This window comes from Paraburkholderia sediminicola, assembly GCF_046030555.1.
Lineage (GTDB): Bacteria > Pseudomonadota > Gammaproteobacteria > Burkholderiales > Burkholderiaceae > Paraburkholderia > Paraburkholderia sediminicola_E.
Genome location: NZ_JAQQCH010000002.1, coordinates 105,783 through 125,754 on the forward strand (window position 1 = coordinate 105,783; position 19,972 = coordinate 125,754).

16 protein-coding genes and 3 pseudogenes are annotated in these 19,972 nt (G+C 61.1%); 7 read left to right on the forward strand and 12 right to left on the reverse strand.

The genetic code is table 11. From position 1 onward, the window contains the following. Positions 1-142: 142 nt before the first annotated feature. Positions 143-2,573, reverse strand: a pseudogene (locus tag PQQ52_RS03705) (penicillin acylase family protein). Between the two features lie 185 nt (positions 2,574-2,758). After that, a pseudogene (locus tag PQQ52_RS03710) lies at positions 2,759-3,049 on the reverse strand (substrate-binding domain-containing protein); the annotation flags it as partial. Between PQQ52_RS03710 and PQQ52_RS03715 the strand changes: the two are divergent. Continuing rightward, positions 3,045-3,164 (forward strand): annotated as a pseudogene (locus PQQ52_RS03715) (arabinogalactan endo-1,4-beta-galactosidase); the annotation flags it as partial. The pseudogenes PQQ52_RS03710 and PQQ52_RS03715 overlap by 5 nt on opposite strands. 60 nt (positions 3,165-3,224) lie before the next feature. On the opposite strand, the gene PQQ52_RS03720 reads toward PQQ52_RS03715, so the two are convergent. Further along, on the reverse strand, positions 3,225-3,554 hold the full coding sequence (locus tag PQQ52_RS03720) for a hypothetical protein (protein ID WP_408206967.1): 330 nt from the start codon (positions 3,552-3,554) through the stop codon (positions 3,225-3,227). 426 nt (positions 3,555-3,980) lie between these two features. Here PQQ52_RS03720 and PQQ52_RS03725 point away from each other — a divergent pair, with 426 nt between their 5' ends. Further along, a complete protein-coding gene (locus PQQ52_RS03725) occupies positions 3,981-5,384 on the forward strand; it encodes a GGDEF domain-containing protein (RefSeq protein WP_408206969.1) in 1,404 nt (467 codons plus the stop codon). Between the two features lie 19 nt (positions 5,385-5,403). Here the strand turns inward: PQQ52_RS03725 and PQQ52_RS03730 are convergent, their stop codons facing one another. From PQQ52_RS03730 to PQQ52_RS03750, 5 genes are all read right to left on the reverse strand, one after another. Next, complete coding sequence (locus tag PQQ52_RS03730) at positions 5,404-6,762, reverse strand: MFS transporter (protein ID WP_408206971.1); 1,359 nt, start codon at positions 6,760-6,762, stop codon at positions 5,404-5,406. A 69-nt stretch (positions 6,763-6,831) separates the two neighbouring features. After that, positions 6,832-8,049 (reverse strand): porin, encoded by a 1,218-nt coding sequence (locus PQQ52_RS03735; protein ID WP_408206973.1) that lies wholly within the window; start codon positions 8,047-8,049, stop codon positions 6,832-6,834. A gap of 301 nt (positions 8,050-8,350) precedes the next feature. After that, positions 8,351-8,695, reverse strand: coding sequence for a cupin domain-containing protein (locus PQQ52_RS03740; protein ID WP_408206975.1), 345 nt, complete (start codon positions 8,693-8,695; stop codon positions 8,351-8,353). A gap of 34 nt (positions 8,696-8,729) precedes the next feature. Further along, positions 8,730-9,737 carry a M14 family metallopeptidase gene (locus PQQ52_RS03745; RefSeq protein WP_408206977.1) on the reverse strand — a complete coding sequence of 336 codons (1,008 nt, stop codon included), beginning with the start codon at positions 9,735-9,737 and terminating at the stop codon, positions 8,730-8,732. Positions 9,738-9,774: 37 nt separating this feature from the next. Next, positions 9,775-10,857, reverse strand: coding sequence for a tartrate dehydrogenase (locus PQQ52_RS03750; RefSeq protein ID WP_408206979.1), 1,083 nt, complete (start codon positions 10,855-10,857; stop codon positions 9,775-9,777). Positions 10,858-11,001: 144 nt separating this feature from the next. Here PQQ52_RS03750 and PQQ52_RS03755 point away from each other — a divergent pair, with 144 nt between their 5' ends. Beyond that, positions 11,002-11,943: a LysR substrate-binding domain-containing protein gene (locus PQQ52_RS03755; protein WP_408206981.1), complete on the forward strand. Its 942-nt coding sequence runs from the start codon at positions 11,002-11,004 to the stop codon at positions 11,941-11,943. A 56-nt stretch (positions 11,944-11,999) separates the two neighbouring features. On the opposite strand, the gene PQQ52_RS03760 is transcribed toward PQQ52_RS03755, so the two are convergent. Further along, positions 12,000-12,710 carry a response regulator gene (locus PQQ52_RS03760; RefSeq protein WP_408206983.1) on the reverse strand — a complete coding sequence of 237 codons (711 nt, stop codon included), beginning with the start codon at positions 12,708-12,710 and terminating at the stop codon, positions 12,000-12,002. A 4-nt stretch (positions 12,711-12,714) separates the two neighbouring features. Beyond that, the gene (locus tag PQQ52_RS03765; protein ID WP_408206985.1) at positions 12,715-14,370 is read right to left on the reverse strand and encodes an ATP-binding protein; all 1,656 of its coding nucleotides are present in this window, start codon (positions 14,368-14,370) and stop codon (positions 12,715-12,717) included. A 259-nt stretch (positions 14,371-14,629) separates the two neighbouring features. On the opposite strand from PQQ52_RS03765, the gene PQQ52_RS03770 reads away from it, so the two are divergent. Both PQQ52_RS03770 and PQQ52_RS03775 read left to right on the forward strand, forming a co-directional pair. After that, complete coding sequence (locus PQQ52_RS03770) at positions 14,630-14,992, forward strand: DUF2866 domain-containing protein (RefSeq protein ID WP_408206987.1); 363 nt, start codon at positions 14,630-14,632, stop codon at positions 14,990-14,992. 129 nt (positions 14,993-15,121) lie between these two features. Beyond that, positions 15,122-15,460 carry a hypothetical protein gene (locus PQQ52_RS03775; RefSeq protein WP_408206989.1) on the forward strand — a complete coding sequence of 113 codons (339 nt, stop codon included), beginning with the start codon at positions 15,122-15,124 and terminating at the stop codon, positions 15,458-15,460. 153 nt (positions 15,461-15,613) lie between these two features. On the opposite strand, the gene PQQ52_RS03780 is transcribed toward PQQ52_RS03775, so the two are convergent. Both PQQ52_RS03780 and bamA read right to left on the reverse strand, forming a co-directional pair. Continuing rightward, positions 15,614-16,393 (reverse strand): winged helix-turn-helix domain-containing protein, encoded by a 780-nt coding sequence (locus tag PQQ52_RS03780; RefSeq protein ID WP_408206991.1) that lies wholly within the window; start codon positions 16,391-16,393, stop codon positions 15,614-15,616. A gap of 324 nt (positions 16,394-16,717) precedes the next feature. Then, entirely contained in the window at positions 16,718-19,027 is a 2,310-nt protein-coding gene (bamA, locus tag PQQ52_RS03785; RefSeq protein WP_408206993.1) for an outer membrane protein assembly factor BamA, read from the reverse strand. A 337-nt stretch (positions 19,028-19,364) separates the two neighbouring features. Here bamA and PQQ52_RS03790 point away from each other — a divergent pair, with 337 nt between their 5' ends. Both PQQ52_RS03790 and PQQ52_RS03795 read left to right on the forward strand, forming a co-directional pair. Then, positions 19,365-19,544, forward strand: coding sequence for a hypothetical protein (locus tag PQQ52_RS03790; protein ID WP_408206995.1), 180 nt, complete (start codon positions 19,365-19,367; stop codon positions 19,542-19,544). Then, positions 19,537-19,935 (forward strand): hypothetical protein, encoded by a 399-nt coding sequence (locus PQQ52_RS03795; RefSeq protein ID WP_408206997.1) that lies wholly within the window; start codon positions 19,537-19,539, stop codon positions 19,933-19,935. Before PQQ52_RS03790 ends, PQQ52_RS03795 begins: the two co-directional genes overlap by 8 nt. Positions 19,936-19,972 lie beyond the last annotated feature (37 nt).

Here is a 19,972-nt window from a genome sequence, read left to right on the forward strand (position 1 = left end):
TCGGGTGTATCGCGGGCGATTAACACGTTGATGCTACGCGTACGCGGCAGTCAATGAAATCATCCCATGGGGGCATTGACGGTGCGCGGCGCCTTTTTTCACGCTGCCACAGCATTTTCTGCTGCGACAGCGGGGGAGCAGATCAATTTGTCTGTGCGCCCGGCACGAGGTGGATGCGCTTTTCGGTGGCGGCCTCGACGGCCGCGCGCGAATAAAGTAGCGGGAAATACTGGCCGTTGAGCCACATCTGCGCAAGGTCGCGGTAGTGCGGGCTGTCCGGATCGCCGGATTCGCCCGGCAAGTTCACGGCACGTGAGTTATCCCAGTTGCCGACGTCGACGATGACCCGGAAAGAAGGCCCATTGGTTTGCCGGAAGTCGCTCGCGCGATACGTCGACTGATTTGGCGTGTAGGCACTTCCGCCTTTGCCGAGCGGACCGACGTTCAGCTTGGCGCGCATGTCGGCATCGACGAGATCGGCGAACGGATGCGCGTTCAGGTTGGTTTGCAGCTTGCCCCACTGCCAGCGGCTTGCATCCGAGCCTTGCAGTTGCACCATCTCGCCGTAGGCGTCATGCAGGCTTGCCAGCAGCACCGCGTCGCGTTTCGTCTCGGCCTGCTCGCCAAAGCGAGCCTGGGGATGTTCGAGGGCGTCCAGCATGACGGCGGTATCCGGCGCACCGAACGACGCCGCCGCAGCCTTCGGCAAGACGGCGTTCTTGAACGCGCTGCCGAGATGCCGGCTCAGCCACACCTCTTCGAGCGCGGCTTGCGCGGAATCGGCGCGCATCTGCGCGTCCCAACCCTTGAGCATGGCGAGTGCGGCACGCGTGTCCGGGTCGTCGCTCGAGAGCGGCGTGAGGAGTGCGACGAGGCGCCGGGCCGGGATCGATTCGATGTCGTTCTGCAAGCGCTCGGAGTCTTCAATCGACACTTTGGGGAGTGCCTTGAGCACTTCGTCGATGCGTTGATGCCGTGAACTGTTCGTCCATTCGAAACCGAGTTTGCGCTCGGCATTGGGATAGTCCGCGGGCAGGTTCATCTCGTTGGACGTCGTGAAATAACCGGCTTTCGGGTTATAGGCCGAAGGCATGTCGTCACGCGGCCAGAAGCCGGCCCATTCGTAACGGCCGTCGCCTGGCACGGGCATCAGGCCGTCCCAGTTCGGACGCTTCGGCGCGAGACCGCTTGGCACCCAGCCGATGTCGCCATGCGTATCCGCATACACCTGATTGACGGTCGGCGCGCCCCATGTCGATAGCGCGCTCTTGAACTGCGCGAAATTTTTGGCGCGCATGTAACGCACCGAATCGAAATACGGCGACATGCCGGGCGCGAGCCACGCGGTGCGAACGGCGAAGGCCCGATGCTTCGCGTCTTCGGTGTAGATCACCGGACCATGCCGGGTGAACGCCAGATCGGCGACAACGGGTGCGCCGCCACGCACGGCGATGGTCTCCCGCACGATATGCATCGGCTCCCAGTGACCCTTGTAGCGATACTCGTGCGGATTGGCCGGGTTCAATTCGTAGACATAGAGGTCTTCCTGATCGATGTTGAAGATCGTCAGGCCGAACGCGATCGCGCCGTTGTGTCCGATCGACACGCCAGGCGCCGACGGCTCGCCACCGCCAATGATGTCGAGCGTCGGCGTGCTGATCTGCTGGATATAACGCAGACTCGGCGCCGCATACGCGCGATGCGGGTCGTTCGCCATGATCGCGCGGCCGGTGGCCGATTTGTCCGGCGCGATCACCCAGTTGTTGCTGCCTTCGGTGATTTCCTCGGGGTTGTCGGCGGCGGCGATGACGGTGGTCGACGCGTCGGCGCTCTTCAACGATTCGCGCGTCACGCGTACGTTTTGGGTGGCGAGCGTGAAGACCTTCAGCACATCGTCAGGCAGGCAGGGGTCGAGCCCCTCGGGCCTATGCGGCTGCCAGGCCGGCTGCAAGCCGAAGCGGATCGAGTCGATCGAGCGAGCTGTTGCAGGCCACTTTCGCACGCGCGACCTCGCTCGTCAGGTTGCGCGTAAGGCCGTGGCTGCGGACGCGCACGACGTCGTCGGCCGACCATTTCGCCGGCCAGTAGCCGACTTTGCGAAACTCATAGGGCATCTGATCCGGGTGCGCCGCCAGCAAGTCGATGTACGCGTTGACGCCGGCGGCGAAGCGCGTGGCCACGGGCTTCGCGTCGGGACCGTAGCGTTGCCATTCGGCGTTCATGTCGCCACGGTAGAGAAACAGTCGCGTGGCTTTGTCCTGCTCGACATACGCCGGACCGAATACCTCGGCGAGTTCGCCGAGGCCGCGGCGGCGCCATAAGTCGATCTGAAAGAGCCGGTCGCGTGCGGCGTTGAAGCCCTGCACGAAAAAGGCGTCGCTTTCGTTCGCCGCGAAGATGTGCGGCACGCCCCAGTGGTCGATCAGAATGTCCGAGGGCTGCGCGAGGCCCGCGAGTGCGACGGTTTGCACAGGGACTTCATCGGCGCTGGCGGCGTGGCACGTCAGCGCTGTTGTTGCGGCCCACGTGACGGTCCACGCGATGACTGCTGCGAGCTTGCGTCCTGTCTGCATGTCTCCTCCGTTTGATTGTCGATGCGGTGTGCATCGAAGGCGGTCCGTTGAATCGCCATCAACCTCGGGATCCGTTCAGACGCCGTTGTCTCGAGCGGCTTATTTTAAGTACTTGCCGCAAACTGTAAACGGAATGAAGCGGATTTGTTGGATTCCGGTCTGCGGAGCGCAGTCAAAGTGCCATGTCAACGTATCCGTCGCGGCCCCGTCGAAGCGCGTACGACGAGTTGCGGCGGTGGCGCGAGCACCATCGACGGTTGCTGTTCAGGCGCCTGAATCAACCGGATCAGACTCCCAACCGACAACTCCGCAATGGCCGCCGTCTGGATCGCAACCGTCGTCAACGCGGGGTGCACCTGGTGCGCCAGTTGAATGTCGGTAATGCCGATGACCGACACGTCGTTCGGCACGGCGCGGCCAAGCGTGATCAAGGCCTGTGCCGCGCCGATCGCCAGCAGATCGTTGGTCGCGTGGATCCCGACGCCGAACGTCGGATGGAAGGTCGGTGCGGGTGACCAATGGGACAACAACACGTTGTTCGATTTTCACGGCGACGCGTTGACATCGCTGGATGCGTTTCGCAAGCGGTAGCGATAACGGTAACCAGACCGTGGCGATAGGGCGGTGAAATATCCGCGCAAACAGCAGGCGCTACTGCGTGGGTGCCTGCTGTTTGCGCTGTTCAGCACATTCCGATGTGAACGCCATGCTGGCCTGATCGGGTGTCATGTGCGGGGCGCCGGGACTGTAGATCTTCTCGATGATGCCGGCGACCGCCTGCCGGTCGGACTCTCCCTTGTAGTATTTTGCCGCCTGATCAAGCGCCTGCTCTTTCGTCTTTTTGTGCGCTCGCCACGACGCCACCTGGCCGGCGATATCGCCGATCGAAAAACATTGATCGCTGACTGTTTGTGCAAGGGCTTCGACTGCCGGCTGGGCGAGGCACACCGCGAGCACGGTCAATACAACTACACGTTTCATTACCAGAATCCTGTCGTTAGATGGGCGACGGTGCAAAAGCGGTGGTATCCCGCCATCGCGGCAACCGAACGAATCAAATAACGGCGTAGTTTATCGGGAAGTGAGGCGCGGCGCTTTTTTACTCACGCTCAAAAGATAATGCACGACGAGGTCTGGCCGGGGTTGGGAGCAACCGTGACGATGCATTCGAGGCGGTATGAGGTCCGTAGCAATCGGGTAGCGAGACCTCCCGTCTTCGTAGACACACAATGAAAGACGGCGCTAGAAGAAATCTGACGTTTATACTTCCAATCACCTGAAGGTAGTCAGCTGCGCAGTATGCTTGGATCTGCAAGACGGCATGGCGCCGTCGTCCGAGTCGGCCGATTCACGCGTCAATCGCCCGGCGATGTGAAAAATCACAGCAATATTGTCGGAGACGGGCACATGAGCACGATCATCTCAATCGAAGAGCCGCCCCGCATCATCGGGATCGTGACCAAGGTCTACTCGGCTTTGCTGGTCATTGGATTTGCGCTCGTTCCCGCCTACCTGATTGCTTATCTGGCTTTCTTTCAGGACCCGAGCCTCAAGTTCGAAAACCATGTGTTCCACGAAATCGCGATCGCGGCGGCGACGCTCGAGGGGCTGTTTGTCACCTATGTGACCTGGCGTTGCTATCTGTCGTCGGGTGAACCGCTGCTGCGGTGGCTGACTTTGGGCTTTCTGGGCTTTGTGATGGTCTATGCGCTGCACGGCGCGTTCACCGGCATGGCTCACCATAATATCTGGCTATTCCTGCTCTATGGACCGGCATCGCGTCTGGTGATGTCGGTGCTGCTGTTGGTCGGGCTTTACTCGTACCACCGCGCGCCGGACGCGGTCGAGCGGCGCGCGAACCCGCGCCCGTGGCTGACGTGGATCGCTGTGTTCGTCCTGATTGACATCGTTGTCGGGTTCATTGCGAACTCGCCAATTGCGGGCAACCTCGCAGTGCGACTCTCGATGGAGGGCGGGGCGCTCATCTTCTCGACGTTGAACGTCATGACGCTGATGCTGCGTCGCATTCGCTCGCCGCTGATGGTGATCTACGGCATCTCGATCACCTTCTTCGCGCTTGCGTCTCTCGCGTTCATTCTCGGCAAACCCTGGAATCATATGTGGTGGCTGGCACACGCGATCTTCGCAGCCGGTTTTTTCCTGCTGAGCTATGGCGTCGTTCAAGCGTTTCGCACGACGCGGTCCTTTTCGACGATCTACAGCCAGGAAGAGCTGATGGCTCGCCTCGCCGAGGCGATGGCACGCACGGAAAGCGCGCTACAAGAGCTCCAACGCACCAATCACAAGCTTGAGCATCTCGCTGCGACTGATCCGCTGACGGGTGCCGCGAACCGGCGTGAGTTTATCCAGCAAGTGGAAGCGGAAATTGCACGAGCCAGGCGAAGTGGTGCGCCGTTTTCGTTGCTTGCGTTGGATCTCGACCACTTCAAATTGATCAACGACAATTACGGGCATCAGGTGGGCGACGAGGTGTTGCAGCGCTTCGTGCAGAAATGCCTTGATGCCATTCGACCGTATGACGGTGTGGCGCGAGTGGGTGGCGAAGAGTTTATGGTGCTGCTGCCTCAAGCCGCGCTAGACGTGGCACGTTCGATCGCGGAGCGCGTCCGGGGCGCCGTGGCTACGGAGGAGTTCTATACCGGAACCGGACGGCCCGTCGCCGTTACCGTCAGTGTGGGCGTCTCCGAGTTCGGCCGCGACGGCGACACGATCGACACGCTCCTGCGAGTCGCCGATGAGCGCCTCTACCAGGCCAAGCACAATGGCCGCAACCGTGTGGTGGCCGGATAGAAGCGTTTAACTATCCAACTCAGTGGCCGAACGACTCCGCTTTTGCCCCAGCCGCCGTTGTCACATGCGGCCGCGCCGCCTGTTTGATCAGCAAGGCCACGCATGAAATCAGACCCGCTACCGCGACCATCGCGAAGATACCGCCAAACGTGAAGTGGCGGCGTGTCAGTTCGGCCACGAGGAACGAACCCGCGATCCCGCCGAAGCGCCCGATCCCCAGCATCCACGCCACGCCCGTGCCGCGCCCCTCGGTGGGATAAAACGCCGCAGCCAGCGCCGGCATCGACGATTGCGCGGTATTCATCAGCACGCCCGCGACGAATACGATGAACACCAGCGCGCCGACATTGCCGACCGCCTGGCCGATGAAGTACACGCTCACCGCGGTCAGCGCATAGCAGGCCGCAATGATGCGGTTCGCGTTGAAACGGTCCATCAGCACGCCACACAGCACGGCGCCCACGCCGCCGAGCGGGAACAGCGCCGAAATCAGCGTCGCGCGTTGCGGCGTGAGTCCGGCGTCCTTCAGCAGAATCGGCATCCAGTTGATCGACGCGTAGAAGATCACGAGGCCCATGAAGTAGGCAATCCAGAGCATCACCGAGCCGATGATGTACGAACGCGAGAGCACCACGCCCATGCCCTTGCCGCCGGTTTGCGGCGCGGTTTCGGTCATGACGAAGCTTGCGGCTTGTGCTGCTTCGCTCGAAATGCGCGCCAGCGCCGCACGGATCCGTTCCACCGGCTGGCTGTTGGCCACCATGTAGCGGACCGATTCCGGCATCTTCAGCACGAGGACGATCAGCAGCAACAGCGGCGTGATGCCGCCGAGCAGCAGCACGCTGCGCCACCCGAAGTGCGGAATCATCCACGCAGCGAGAAAGCCGCCGAAAGCCGCGCCCAGCGGAAAGCCACAGAACATCAGGTTGATGACGGTCGCGCGGCGGCGATCCGGGCAATACTCGCCCATCATCGTCACGGCGTTCGGCATGGCCGCACCGAGGCCGACGCCGGTGATGAAGCGCAAGATCGTCAGGTGTTCGATGCTGTTCGAGAACGCCGAGGCGAAGCAGGCCACGCCGAACAGCAGCACCGAGCCGAGCAGCATCGAGCGCCGCCCGAGGCGGTCGGACAGCGGCCCTGAGCCGAGCGCGCCGCACGCGAGGCCGAACAGTGCCGCGCTGAGCACCGGCGCGAGCGCCGGTCTCGTGATACCCCATTCGGAGATCAGCGACGGCGCAATGAAACCGATCGCGGCGGTGTCAAAACCGTCCAGCAGGACGATGATGAAACACATGAAAAAGATGAGCCACTGGAACGGCGAGAAGGGATGTTCGTTGATAAACGTTTGAACGTTCACAGCGGAGCTGCGGCTCATGATGGTCTCCTGATTGCGAAAAAAGGCTCGTCGTAACGAGCCTTCCTTTCTTCTACGATCGTACGCCGTTCAGAAGCGGTGCACGATACCCACGCCGGCTGCGAACTGGCTGCGCGACGAGGACGGCGCGCTCTGGAAGCCATCGCCGAGGCTCGCGGTCGCCGTGATGATGTGGCCCGAACCTGCCGTGCCGAGCGTGTTGCCGTTGGTGCGCTGGAATGCCTGCAACGCATAGAGGCCCGTGCGCTTCGACAGTGCATAGTACTCGGACAGGTTGACCTGCTGGTACTGCGCCGAACTCGTGATGCCATTCGCCTTCGTTGCGCGCGTGTAGCTATAGCCCGTTGCGAAGTCCCACGCGATCGTCGGCTTCCAGTGCAGCACGACGCCGGCCGTGTTGAAGATCGCCGTATCGCGGAAGCTCGAGCCTACACCCGGAATGTACTGCACGTTCGAGTACGCAGCGGACACGTCCCAGCCGTTGCCGAAGTTGTAGCCGCCGGTGACCGCGAAGCGCTGCTGCGCTTGCGCCGTCTGATAGCCGTTGGTCACGGCCGACACGCCCGGTTGTGCGCCGTTGTTCGACACGGTCGAATCCGCGCCGTACGCGCCGCCGCCCAGCGTCGAATTGTTGATACGCATGAAGCCGACTGCGACGCCGACCGGACCGTTGAGGTACTGGATCGCGCCGCTCCACGTCGAGCCGCGGTTCAGGCTGCCCGGCACGCCGCCGACAGCATACGAGCCGCTGAACGTGAAGCCGTACAGTTTCGGCGACGTATAGACCAGCGAATTGTTCGCGCGGTAGATCGTGTCGAGTGCGTCGACGTCGCCCGGGTGCGCGCCGTAGTAACCGGTGAGCCATGTGGTCGGGCTATACGGCGACAGCAGCGTGTAATACGCCGTGTATTGACGGCCGGCCTGCAAGGTACCGTAGGTCGGGTTCGTCACGCCGACCCATGCCTGGCGGCCGAACAGCGCGTTCGTGTACTGCTGCGCGCCGGTGGCGGAGTTGAAACCGGATTCCAGCTGGAAGATGGCCTTGGTGCCACCGCCGAGATCTTCCGCACCCTTCAGGCCGAAGCGGCTGCCGGCCCATACGCCGTTGATCATCTTGACGGCAGATTTGCCGCCGGACGTCGAGCCAAGGGAAGTCTGGCTGCTTTGATAGCCGATACCCGTATCCACGATGCCGTACAGCGTGACGCTGCTTTGCGCGAAGGCCGGCACGCTGGCGAGAGCGGTGACCGCGCAGGCAATCCGGCTCAATGTGATGGTGCGATTCATTAAGTGCTCTCCAATTCGACCGGTGAGGACGTTTTGCGACTCGGTCGGGGAATAATTTTTTATCGGTGGTTTTGTTCGCATAAAGAACTGTGATTCTTTATGCGAACATGCGGCACTGTAAGCAGTTTGATATTCCCGGGCAACGCGGGATAACCCGACTATGTTGCAGGTGCGCATCAGTGCTCGTAGGGGATCGGGCGGCACGAAGTGTTGCGAGTGCCGCGGCGCATAAGACGCGCCGGGATAAGGCGGGGATGGAGCGTGGGAGAAGAGCGCCGGCACGCGGCGCTCCTTGCAGCGTTTAGAAGATCACGTACACCTTACGCATCGTTTCCTCGACTTCCCAAAGCCCTTCTGTATTGGCTTCGAAAAAGAGCGTGTCGCCGCTTGCGAAATGGACGGTCTCTTCGTTGTCGGGCGTGAAGCGGCCGCGCCCCGCGAGGAAATGCATCACCTCGGCCTGCTTGACCGAGCGGCGGTACGTGCCCGCCGTGCATTCGAAGATACCGGTGTCGATGGATTCACTGCCCCTGATGACGCGCTGCACGCCCGAAACCTGCAGCGGCGTCGTGCCGGGCAGCCCGGCCGTGCCCCAATCCTCCAGATTCTGCAGATTCACGCTTTGCTTGATGCTTTGAACCTTCATCTTTACGTTACCTTTTGAATGTGCTTGAGCCGGTTCACAGGCCGCTCGTATTCGTGCTTGTGTTTGCGCTGGCGCTCGTCACGGTTTGTTCGATCTTGCCCAGTCGCACGACGGTGACGCCCGGGCGCAATTGCCGCAGCGACGGCATCACGAGCATGCAGTTGTCGTAAGGCGTGACCACCGCTTCGCCGTTCGACCAGCCGATGACCGTGCCGGCGTGCGGAAAGATTTCCAGGCCGGTGTAGGGCGCTGCGAAACGAAAATCCATGCTGGTCGCGACCACCGGCTGTGTTACGCGAACAATGTGCTGAACGGGCGGCAACGGCGCCAGCCAGCCATCCGGCAGATCGGTTTCGTCAATCACGCCGGCGAGCAGCAGGAAGCGCGCGGTCGTATCGCGCGCCACGGCAACCGCGCAGTGCTCCCAGTGCTGGCCGCATTCGATCAGCAACGCGTTTTTCGTGCTATCCGCGTCGCCGAAGCCTTCGTAATCGCGCATGCGGCGGCCTTCGGGATGGCCCTCGTCGCAGATCACCGTGGCGGGTGTGCCGAGACGCACGGCAAGGTCGATGCCTTTCTGCAGCGGTCCCGCCACGATCAGCGGCTTGCTCTTCTCATGCATCGAATGCAGATCGAGCAGTGCGTCGACCGTGTCGATCACCGGGCGCATCTCGCGTGCGCGGGCCAGTTCGCTCGACGTGCGCGACGTATCGTCGAGCACCGAGGCGGTCCACACGCGATTAAAGTCCTGATCGACGAAGCGGGCCGCATCGGGCTTCGTTGAATCGAAGCGCCGATAGGCCGCGACGTTCGCAAAGGCGAGCGTGAGGCGTCCACGACGCGGCCTCAACGCGCGGCGCAGCAGGTCGTCGACGACGATCGCCCCGCACACTTCGTTGCCGTGCGTGAGCGCGTTGATCATTACATGCGGTCCCGGCACGCCCGAGTCGAACGTATGGACATACGCAATGCCGGACGACGATTGTTCGTGTGCCGAGATATCGGGGAATTCGACTTCGATGGGATAGGCTTCCATGCTCATTCGAGAGTGTCCTCGCAGAGGGGTGGGATAGAGCGGCTCAGGCGAGTTTCGCCGCGATCGCCTGACCGACTTCGGTGGTGTTCGCCTTGCCGCCGAGATCGCCGGTATGCGGACCTTCGATCAGCGTGGCCTCGATCGCCGCGAGAATCGCGTCATGCGCCTCGCGTTCCGTGCCTTCGTGATTGCCGAGGAAGTCGAGCATCATGGCGGCCGACCAGATCATCGCAATCGGATTGGCGATGTTCTTGCCGGCGATGTCGGGCGCCGAACCGTGCACCGGTTCGAACAACGACGGAAACTTGCGCTCCGGATTCAGATTGCCCGACGGCGCGAGGCCGATCGTGCCCGTGCAGGCAGGACCGAGATCGGACAGGATGTCGCCGAACAGATTGGTCGCGACCACCACGTCGAAGCGATCCGGGTTCAGCACGAAGCGCGCGCAGAGAATGTCGATATGCTGCTTGTCCCATGTCACATCCGGGTATTGCGCCGCGACACCGGCCGCGCATTTGTCCCACCACGGCATGCTGATCGCGATGCCGTTGCTCTTTGTCGCCACGGTGATCTTCTTGCGTTCGCGCCGTTGCGCGAGATCGAACGCGAACTTCAGCACGCGCTCGCTGCCGTGCCGCGTGAACACGGATTCCTGCAACACGAACTCACGCTCGGTGCCCTCGAACATTACGCCGCCCACCGACGAATATTCGCCCTCGGTGTTTTCGCGCACGATCCAGAAGTCGATGTCGCCCGCCTTGCGGCCCGCGAGCGGCGAAGGCACGCCCGCGAAAAGCCGGGCAGGGCGCAGGTTGATGTACTGATCGAACTCACGCCGGAATTTCAATAGCGAGCCCCACAGCGAGATATGGTCAGGCACCGTGTCGGGCCAGCCGACCGCGCCGAACAGAATCGCGTCAGCGGATTGCAACTGGGTTTTCCAGTCGTCCGGCATCATCTTGCCGTGTTTGGCGTAGTAATCGCAGCTTGCCCACTCGATGTGCTGATACTCCAGCTCGATGCCGAAGCGCTTTTTCACCGTGTCCAGCACGCGAATGGCTTCCGGCATCACTTCGACACCGATACCGTCGCCGGGTATGACCGCAATCCGATAGGTCTTCGACATGTTCCTGCTCCTCCATTAAGGCGTTCGATGTTTCAACGATCTGATAGGGCTTATTTTATTCCTGCTGTTTAAGCATAAAATAGTCGCTTTAGTTAAGCCACTGTGCACGATTCGTGTACAAACTCATTTGCGACCAGGCGACCTATGAATGCCAACCCGTCACCCGATCTCGGCGATTTGCGCGTGTTTTGTGAAGTGGCGCGCAAATCGAGCTTCAGCGCGGCGGCGGAGGCGCTGTCGGTGTCCGCGGCATATGTCAGCAAGCGCATCAATGTGCTCGAGACTACGCTCGGTACGCGTTTATTGCATCGTTCTACGCGGCGCGTCGCGATTACCGAGGCTGGCGAGCGCGTCTATACGTGGGCCGAAAAGATTCTCGACGACGTCGACCAACTGGTGGAAGACGTCTCCACCACGCGCCGCATTCCTGGCGGCAAGCTGCGCATCTCAAGCAGTTTCGGGTTTGGCCGCCGTTTCGTGGCGCCCGCACTCGCCCGGTTCTCCGAGCGTTATCCGCAACTGAGTGTGCGGCTCGATCTGTTCGACCGTCTCGTCGACGTGGGCGGCGAAGGCTTTGACCTCGATATCCGCATCGGCGATGAAATCGCGCCACATCTGATTGCCAAGCGGCTCGCGTCGAATCACCGCGTGCTGTGCGCGTCGCCCGCTTATCTCGCGCGGCATGGCACGCCACGGCAGCTCGCCGATCTCTCCTCGCATGCGTGTCTCGCGATCAAGGAGCGCGACCATCCATTCGGTCTGTGGCGCTTGAATGTGCGCGGCGAAACGGCGTCGATCAAGGTCACGGGACCGTTGTCGACCAATCACGGCGAAGTGGCGGTGCAATGGGCGATGGCCGGACGCGGGATCGTGCTGCGCTCGATGTGGGATGTGCGGCCGCTGCTCGATGGCGGCCAGTTGCAGCAGGTTCTGCCCGAGGTCACGCAACCGGCTAACCTGTGGGCGGTGTATCCGGCTCGGCTTGCGCAGTCGGCGAAGGTACGGGTGTGTGTCGACTTTCTGAGCGAGGAGTTCGCGCAATGGAGCCCGCCGCCTGAGACGCCGGCTGTGGGGCAGGCGACCTGAGTCCGAACATGCCCGGCGCCCGATGAGCACGACATTCAGGCATCCGGCTCTACAGATCAGAGTTCCAGACGGTAACCCACGCCGTACACGGACGCGATAGGCTCGCTATCCGGCCGTGCTCCCTGCAGCTTGCGGCGCAGGTTCTTGATATGACTGTCGATCGTGCGGTCGGTGACCACCCGGTGATCCGCATAGAGATGACTCAGCAGATAGTCGCGGGGAAAAATGCGTCCCGGCGATTTCATCAGTAGCGCGAGGAGCCGCAATTCAAGCGGCGTGAGCTTGAGCTCCTTGCCGTCGAGTAATGCACGATGAAATGCCTCGTCGACCTCGAGACCGTGTGGCGTCTGTGGCAAACCGTCCGCAGTCGCAGCCGCATTGGCGGCGGCAGGCGTTGCGCGGCGCAGGATGGCCTTGACGCGCGCCACCACTTCGCGTGGGCTGAACGGCTTGCAGACGTAATCGTCGGCACCTATCTCGAGACCCAGCAAACGGTCGATTTCGTCGATACGCGCGGTCAGGATAATGACGGGCAATGCCGAAAATTGCCGTAGCTCGCGGCAAATATCCATGCCGCTGCGCCCGGGCAGCATGAGGTCGAGCAGCATCAGCGCCGGCGGCGTTGAGCGAATGAATGGCATCACCTGATGGCCGTCGTCGAGGATCGTGGTGACGAAGCCCTCGAGGTGCAAATACGCTTCGAGCACGGCGGCGAGCTTCGGTTCATCCTCGACGATCAGGATGTGCGGCGGGTGCCCTTCGGTCATGTTATCAATCTCCTTCCGGCGGAAAGCGGGCAGTAATCCAGACGCCGCCTAGCGGCGAATCCTTGGCGTCGATCGTGCCGCCATGCGCGGTCACAATAGCGTGGCACAGCGACAGGCCCAGGCCCGCGCCACCGTTCTGACGGCTGCGTGATTCGTCCACGCGATAGAAACGGTCAAACAGATGTTTGAGCGCGGCCTCGGGCACCCCGGGCAGCGAGTCCTGCACGTCAAGTTGCCAACCACTGGCGCTTTGCGAAAGCGACACCTGCACATGGCCGTCAGGATCGGTATAACGCAAGGAATTCTGCAGCAGATTTTTCAGCAGTTGTACGAAACGCGCGGGATCGACCGCGAAAGTTGTGCTGGCCATTTCCGGCGCGCAGGTCAGGTCGAGCTCGATGCGTTTCGCCTTGAACGACTCCCGCATGGCCTCGATCGAAGCCCGCGCCAGTTGCGCGACATGGGTCGGTGTCTTGCGATAGCTGAGTGCGCCGACGTCGCTCAGAGAGAGTTCGTATAGATCCTCGATGAGCTTGTTGAGCATGTTCACTTCGGTTTGCAGGGAAGTGAGCGAATCGCGGTTGAACATGTGGACACCGTCTTCTATGGCTTCCAGCTCGCCGCGGAGCACGGCGAGCGGCGTGCGCAGCTCGTGTGAAATATCCGCGATGAAATCGCGCCGGGAGCGCTCGGCTTTTTGCAACGAATCGGCCAATACGTTGAAGTCGCCCGCAAGCCGGCCAAGTTCGTCGCGTCTGCCGGCCGGCACCCGCGTTGTGTAGTCTCCGCCAGCCAGGCGGTGGGTTGCATTCATCAGGCGCTTGACTGGCGCGAGAACGATGCGCGCCAGTATCAGCGCGACGAGCGCCGCGAGCACGACCGCGACGCCCGCGATTTCCCAGGTCGCGCGTTTCTGCTGCGCCTGGAATGCGATGTCCGCGGCGTCCGACAGGGTGTCGGGTCCGCTCACGGCAAGCCAGCCCACTACCTTGCCGCTGTAGACAACCGGTCTCATCGTGCTGCCGGGGGGCGGAGGCTGGCCGGTGCTCGCCACGAGTTCGTGGCTGGCGTCGTAGAGCGTGACGGGTGGTCCCTCGGGCGGTGTATCGCGAGCCGCACCGTCCCGCGACGGTGGCGAGGAGGGCGGCGGCATCGAAGGGGCTGGTGGGGGCGCCCGGTCATAGCGACTGTCGCCGCTCACGACACTGCTTGACGACACACGGTCCCGATCTATCGCAATGTCCGCATTGGACGGCGGCGCCGGCGGCAGGCGCATGCCCCAGTGGGGCCCTTCAGACGGGCCCGACAACGGTCCGAGCAGTTGCTGGACGCTGCCGCTCCCGGGAAAGGTTCGCCAGCCCGGCAGCTTGCCCGTCTGCGCAGTGGCGAGTTCTTCGCGCAGGGCGTCATGTGCGGCGCCGTCCAGCAGCACGAGCCATGCGTCGGGATGATCCCGCAGGAAATTCCAGTTGCCGTGAGCGGCGTATTCGCTGGTGACCTTCGCCATGACGGCCTTGATGCGCCCGGCGTTGCGCTCCCGAACATAGTGCAGGAAACCGTTTTCGAAGCTCACGCGCAGGGCGTAGCCCATGGTTAAAGAAATCGCCAGGCAAGCGACCAGTACCGCGAGGAACATCTTCCAGGTAATGCCAAAGCGCATGTTGAGTCGCGGCTGTTGCCGCATGCGCGAAAGAAAGATCCCGAAAGGGTGGTCTCGACGAATTCGGATGGTTTCACTTTGCATGGCTGAATTTTAGATGAATGCCAGGTCAATCCGCAGTTGCGGGCGAATCTCCACAACTTCTCCATCCTTTCTTCGCGGTGTCTGCGTGTTGTCTGGCTATGATGGTACGGCACTTTTACGGTGGCCTGACAAAGAGGCCATCTCCGGTGGTCAGTTCCGTCAGTGGAGCAATCTTATGCAAGTCGCCTCACCTGTAAGCCGCGCCGAGTCGCGCGGTTTCCGGCCCGGCCGAAAGTCAACCGCCGCTGCCAGCGTCCGCGGCAAGGCTGAAAACGGCGTTAGCGCCCCACGGGCTGCGGACGTCGTGAAGATACGCGGGTGCCGCGTCTCCGCGCCGCTCATGCAGTTGTGGGGCGAGTGCTGCCGGATCGTCGAATGGATCAATCGCAGCGGTGAGTATTCCTGCATTGCCGTGCGCGGCGACGCGACCGTGGCCGAGATCAGGGAGTGCGTGCGTCTGCATCGCAGCGGTCAGCGTCACACCCTGACGGACGACCCTGCTACGCCTGCGGGCCGCGTACGTCTGCGGCGCGGCTGAGCGTTGGGCATTGTCGAATCCCGGTGTCGCAAGTATGTCTGTTCAGTGGGAAGGGATTGTAATTGAGCCAAAAAAACTTCGGTGTCCTATGGCTGTCTGACTTACAAGATCAACTCTGAGTATTTCCCTATGCGTATCCTCGTACTCGTTCTGGCCGTGGCGTCGATCTGTTCTCCTTCGGTCTTCCATGGGTTGCGCCTGGAGAGCGTGAATACTTCCACGCCCGGTAATGGCAGCGGCCCGCCGGGTATCGCGGATGATCTGCGCGGGTGCGTCTCGCGGCCCCACTATGCCTCGGGGTTCAGGCCCATTGTTTCGGCGGATTTCCATTATGGGTTTGGCGGTCTGCTGGCGGCGAGCGGTGACCGGTATTCCGATTATTTCGGCGACTCCGACATAATCGACGTGATCGACGCCGCAATGACGTTGCCCATCATGCAGCTAGCCGTGGCGGAAGGTCAAAAGTAGGATTGCATGGCTGCATGGGGCATGCATGCACGCAAAGCGTTACACGTTTCTGCTCGCGGGCACCTCGCAATACCCTCCCTCGTGCAACGTATGCGTCATATCTCTTCCACGACGCGAGTTGCAAATCAAATTTTCTTCAAGTCGACCCAGCCGTTATACGGCCCCGATGCTTCGTTCGCCAAACTCCCTGTGCACGGCAATACTCGCGTTTTCGCGCGCCCCATGCGAGGGTGACGACTCCGGCGATGGCACAAACATATAGCCTCGTCCGCGCAAGGTCTGAATGAACCTGGGGGCGGACGGATCTGCCTCGATTACGCCACGCAAGCGGCAAACTGCAACATCCAGACTGGCCTTCTGGCTCTCCGCCCTTCCTAGCTGGCTGTTGACCATCGAGCGGGTCAATATTCGCATTGGATTGCTTGCGAATAGTTTGAGTAAGGCAAACTCGCCGGATCGTAACGAGATTTCGCTGCCGTCCTTGACCAGACGTCGCGTAGCGAAGTCTATCTGGTAACTGCCGAACGACACCTTCTCACGGATTTCCGGCGCATCGCAAAGCGCCCGGTTGTTGCGTTGCACGGCGCGCTTGATTCTGGCGGTCAATTCGTATGGATCGACGGGGTCGACGATATAGTCGTCCGCACCCAATTCGAAAGCGACGATTTTGTCGACGATCTCATCGGAGGTGCTTTGTACGAAGATGGGCATGTCGTAGCCCCCTAAGCGCAGTTGCCGCAGCGCCTCTCGCGCCTCGGCCATCGGCGACTCGGCGCGCAATAGAATCGCAGAGGGACACTCCAGTTCCACCCGGCTGACAAGCTGAGCCACGCTATACAGTACTGAGAGCGTGATCTGATTCTTGTGAAGGTGAAAGCGCAACTGATCCCGGACTGATTGATCCGGTTCGACTACAAGAAGGCTGATAGTCATAATTCTGCAATACCCCCAAACCGGAATCGACGGTGGCAGTCCGCGCGATGTTCACGGTCGGCAACACGCCACTTTGGAACGACATATCGAACTCAGAAGGCGGACCGTACGCGGTCAACCTGATGATGAGCAAATAATAAGTATTAATGTCGCAGCAACAATGGCGAATTTGAGGAGACTTTGTGAAGTCGGAGCAGGAGGGCGAAGATGCGGCGCTTTGAACGGGCCGCGAAGCGATTCATGCCACGCAGGCGCCTGGCAATACGACAGAATGGGCGACGTGATGCTGCGCGGTCGCAGTGCAATGACCGCGAGCGTAGACGATCAGAACGATGTGCCGATCTGGAACTGGAATACCTGGTACTTGTCGGTGGAATGTTTGATCAGCGGGAAGCCAAGCGACAGCTTGAGCGGGCCGATCGGCGAAATCCACTCGAGACCCGCGCCGTAGCTGTACCGCAATCCGTTGGCGCCCGTGCTGTTGCCTTCGCTGCCCCAGACGTTGCCCGCATCCAGGAACGTGAAGACGCGCAGAGTGCGGTCCCAGCCGGTGCCGGGCAACGGGAAGGTCATCTCGACGTTGGCGACAGCCATGCGGGAGCCGCCGATAGGATCGCCGGTCGTTTTGTCGGTCGGTCCGAGCGAACCTGCTTCATAGCCGCGTACCGAGCCGATGCCGCCCGCGTAGTAGTTCTTGAAGATCGGATACGCCTTGCCGGCAAAGCCGTTGCCGTATCCACCCTGAAGATTCAGGCCGAGAATGAAGCCGCGTGAGAATGAATAGTAATACTGTGCCTGAAGGTCTGCCTTGTAATACTCGGTGCCGCCAGCGGGTGTGCCGACTTCGCTATTGCCTTGCAGGAAATAGCCGCGGCTAGGCACGAGCGCGCTGTCGCGATTGTCGCGAGCCCAGCCCGTCGTGATCGGCACATTGTTCACCACATGGCCGAATTCGGCGACGTAATCCTTGTAGCTCTGAGGCGTCGAGGAATCGATAGACAAGCGGTTCTGCTCGAGGCCGACGCCGAAATAGACGGTGTCGGCCTCGGAAAACGGAATACCGAACTTAAGATCCGCGCCCACGGTAACGATCTTGAAACTCGTATCCGTGTAGTAATAGAGGGGATAGCTGGTGCGGTAATAGACGTCGGTGATCCGCTTGATGCCGTCCACCGTGAAGTACGGGTCCACCTGCGTGAGCGTCAACGTACGGTATGTCTTCGCGGTGTTCACGTTCAAGGCGAGACTGGTGCCGGAACCGAACACGTTGTCCTGCGAGATACCGGCCGACAACACCACCTTGTCCGTCGACGAAAAGCCCGCGCCCAGCGTGATCGCGCCAGTCGGCTTTTCGGTTACTTTCACGTCCACATCCACCTGATCCGGCGAGCCTTCCACCGGCACCGTGGTCACGTCGACATCGGTGAAGTAACCGAGGCGGTTGACCCGGTCTTTCGACAGCGCGAGCCGGTTCGAATCGAACCATGAGCTCTCGAGTTGCCGCATTTCGCGGCGTATGACTTCATCGCGCGTGCGCGTGTTGCCAACCACGTTGACGTGGCGCACGTACACACGGCGGCTCGGGTCCACTTGCAGCGTCAGATCGACCATATGATGTTCCTGATCGATCTTAGGTAATGCATTGACCGTGGCGAACGCATAACCATATTCACCGAGCTTGTCCACGATGGCTTTGGTGGCAGCCTGAAGTTTTTCAGCGGAAAAGCGCTCGCCTGGCTTGATGTTGACCAGCTTGTTCAGTTCCGCCTCGCGATTGAGCAGGTCGCCCGCGAGCCTGATCGACGAAATCGTGTACGGCTCGCCTTCATGCAGCGTGACCGTGAGATACATCTCCTTCCTGTCCGGCGTAAGCGATACCTGGGTCGACTCGATGTTGAACTCCAGATAGCCGCGGTTCAGATAGTACGAGCGAATGTGCTCCAGGTCGCCGGTCAGCTTATCTTTTGCGTACAGGTCGTTCCTGGTGTACCAGGAGAACCAGTTCGGCGTGGACATCTGCATTTCGTCGCGCAATGTGTCCGAACTGAATACGTTGTTGCCGATGAAGTTAATCTGGCGGATCTTCGCACTCGGGCCCTCGGCGACCGAGAACAGGATCGCCACGCGGTTGCGGTCGATTGGCGTGAGCGTGGTGGTGACTTCGGCAGCGTAATATCCGCGCGTCAGGTACTGGCGCTTCAGTTCCTGCTCGGATTTGTCGACCAGCGCCTTGTCGTAGTAGCGGCCTTGTGATAACCCGACCGAACTGAGCGCCTTGGTCAGGTTTTCCTTGTCGAATTCATGAATGCCGGCGAAGTCGATCGTACCCACCGCCGGGCGCTCCTGAACCTGAACGACGACGATATTGCCTTCAGCCGAGATACGTACTTCGTTGAAGAAGCCGGTGGCGTACAACGCGCGAATGGCTTCCGAGGCCTTATCGTCGCTAAACATGCTGCCTTGCTTGATCGGGAGATAGGCAAGCAGGGTACCGGGTTCGATGCGTTTGAGTCCTTCGATCCGGATGTCTTTCACGACGAACGGCTGTGCCGCGTGGGCCGTGCCGGTGGTCAGCGTGATGCCGGCGAGCGAGAGCGCGCCCACGATACGGCTCGTTAAAGCTTGAAGATTCATCTTGGGGTTCTGTCCTGATGCAGCGCGCGACGCGCAAACGAGAACGCTCGACAGCGAGCGATGCATTCGAAACGACGTTCCATGGCTCGGGAAAGCGCGAAGTATAGGATCGTGTTTCCGTGCGAACCGCTGCTGAAAACTTTCCGCCCCTTAAGCGTGCTAACGGGCGCGGCGCGCCGCCTGCTCGGGCTGGCGCGGATTGCAACAGGCACGTCGAAATAATGCGTTACAGATCCAAAGGGGGTGTAGTGCGCGCGTAACCTGGCGCTGTGCTTGCGCTGGTATCGTGAAATGGTCAACTTCCGCTACCTTCGTAGCACCCTTTGGAGAGCTGATCATGATCGAATTTCTTTCACCGGCGGTTCTTTCGGCTGTCTTGCGCGTCAGCTCATCGCCGATCTTTTCAATGCATCTGGCAATGGCATCGATACGTATGCTGCGCGACGTGTCCGGTGGCACGGCCAGCGCGGCGGAGGGCCGCTCCGTAGGAGTGCAGGAGGGTGCACGCCGTGTCTGAGCCGTCGACCTTCATGCTGAATTCGATCACCGATATGCAACTGACGGCGGACGGCCAATATCTGCTGATACACGGCAATCAGCCCACGGCAGCGCTTCATCGTTCGGTGCTCAATGAGCTGCTGATGGCGCTCCCGAATGCAATCGAGCATGCCGATCGCGTAATTCATAACAATCAGGAAATGGGTTTCGCCTTGCACTGCCAGGGCTGGGAAGTCGGCAGATTGAACGGTATGGGAATGGTGGTGATCCGCTTCCGTCTATCCGGCAGCGCGGGGCTGTCGTTCTCGTTGCCCGCGGACCAGATTCCCTATTTGCTGCAGGCGCTGGGTGGTGCAGCGAGCGCGGCAAGCGCGCCGGAACCCCGCGCTAGCGACGTCACGCTCCAATAGCGCCGCGCGCACTCACCGCTGTTCATCGTGACGCAAG

Bases quoted from the DNA above. Each gene is read 5' to 3' on its own strand.
- PQQ52_RS03720 (WP_408206967.1), bottom strand. From the start codon at position 3,554: ATGAAACGTGTAGTTGTATTGACCGTGCTCGCGGTGTGCCTCGCCCAG.
- PQQ52_RS03725 (WP_408206969.1), top strand. From the start codon at position 3,981: ATGAGCACGATCATCTCAATCGAAGAGCCGCCCCGCATCATCGGGATC.
- PQQ52_RS03730 (WP_408206971.1), bottom strand. From the start codon at position 6,762: ATGAGCCGCAGCTCCGCTGTGAACGTTCAAACGTTTATCAACGAACAT.
- PQQ52_RS03735 (WP_408206973.1), bottom strand. From the start codon at position 8,049: ATGAATCGCACCATCACATTGAGCCGGATTGCCTGCGCGGTCACCGCT.
- PQQ52_RS03740 (WP_408206975.1), bottom strand. From the start codon at position 8,695: ATGAAGGTTCAAAGCATCAAGCAAAGCGTGAATCTGCAGAATCTGGAG.
- PQQ52_RS03745 (WP_408206977.1), bottom strand. From the start codon at position 9,737: ATGAGCATGGAAGCCTATCCCATCGAAGTCGAATTCCCCGATATCTCG.
- PQQ52_RS03750 (WP_408206979.1), bottom strand. From the start codon at position 10,857: ATGTCGAAGACCTATCGGATTGCGGTCATACCCGGCGACGGTATCGGT.
- PQQ52_RS03755 (WP_408206981.1), top strand. From the start codon at position 11,002: ATGAATGCCAACCCGTCACCCGATCTCGGCGATTTGCGCGTGTTTTGT.
- PQQ52_RS03760 (WP_408206983.1), bottom strand. From the start codon at position 12,710: ATGACCGAAGGGCACCCGCCGCACATCCTGATCGTCGAGGATGAACCG.
- PQQ52_RS03765 (WP_408206985.1), bottom strand. From the start codon at position 14,370: ATGCGCTTTGGCATTACCTGGAAGATGTTCCTCGCGGTACTGGTCGCT.
- PQQ52_RS03770 (WP_408206987.1), top strand. From the start codon at position 14,630: ATGCAAGTCGCCTCACCTGTAAGCCGCGCCGAGTCGCGCGGTTTCCGG.
- PQQ52_RS03775 (WP_408206989.1), top strand. From the start codon at position 15,122: ATGCGTATCCTCGTACTCGTTCTGGCCGTGGCGTCGATCTGTTCTCCT.
- PQQ52_RS03780 (WP_408206991.1), bottom strand. From the start codon at position 16,393: ATGACTATCAGCCTTCTTGTAGTCGAACCGGATCAATCAGTCCGGGAT.
- bamA (WP_408206993.1), bottom strand. From the start codon at position 19,027: ATGAATCTTCAAGCTTTAACGAGCCGTATCGTGGGCGCGCTCTCGCTC.
- PQQ52_RS03790 (WP_408206995.1), top strand. From the start codon at position 19,365: ATGATCGAATTTCTTTCACCGGCGGTTCTTTCGGCTGTCTTGCGCGTC.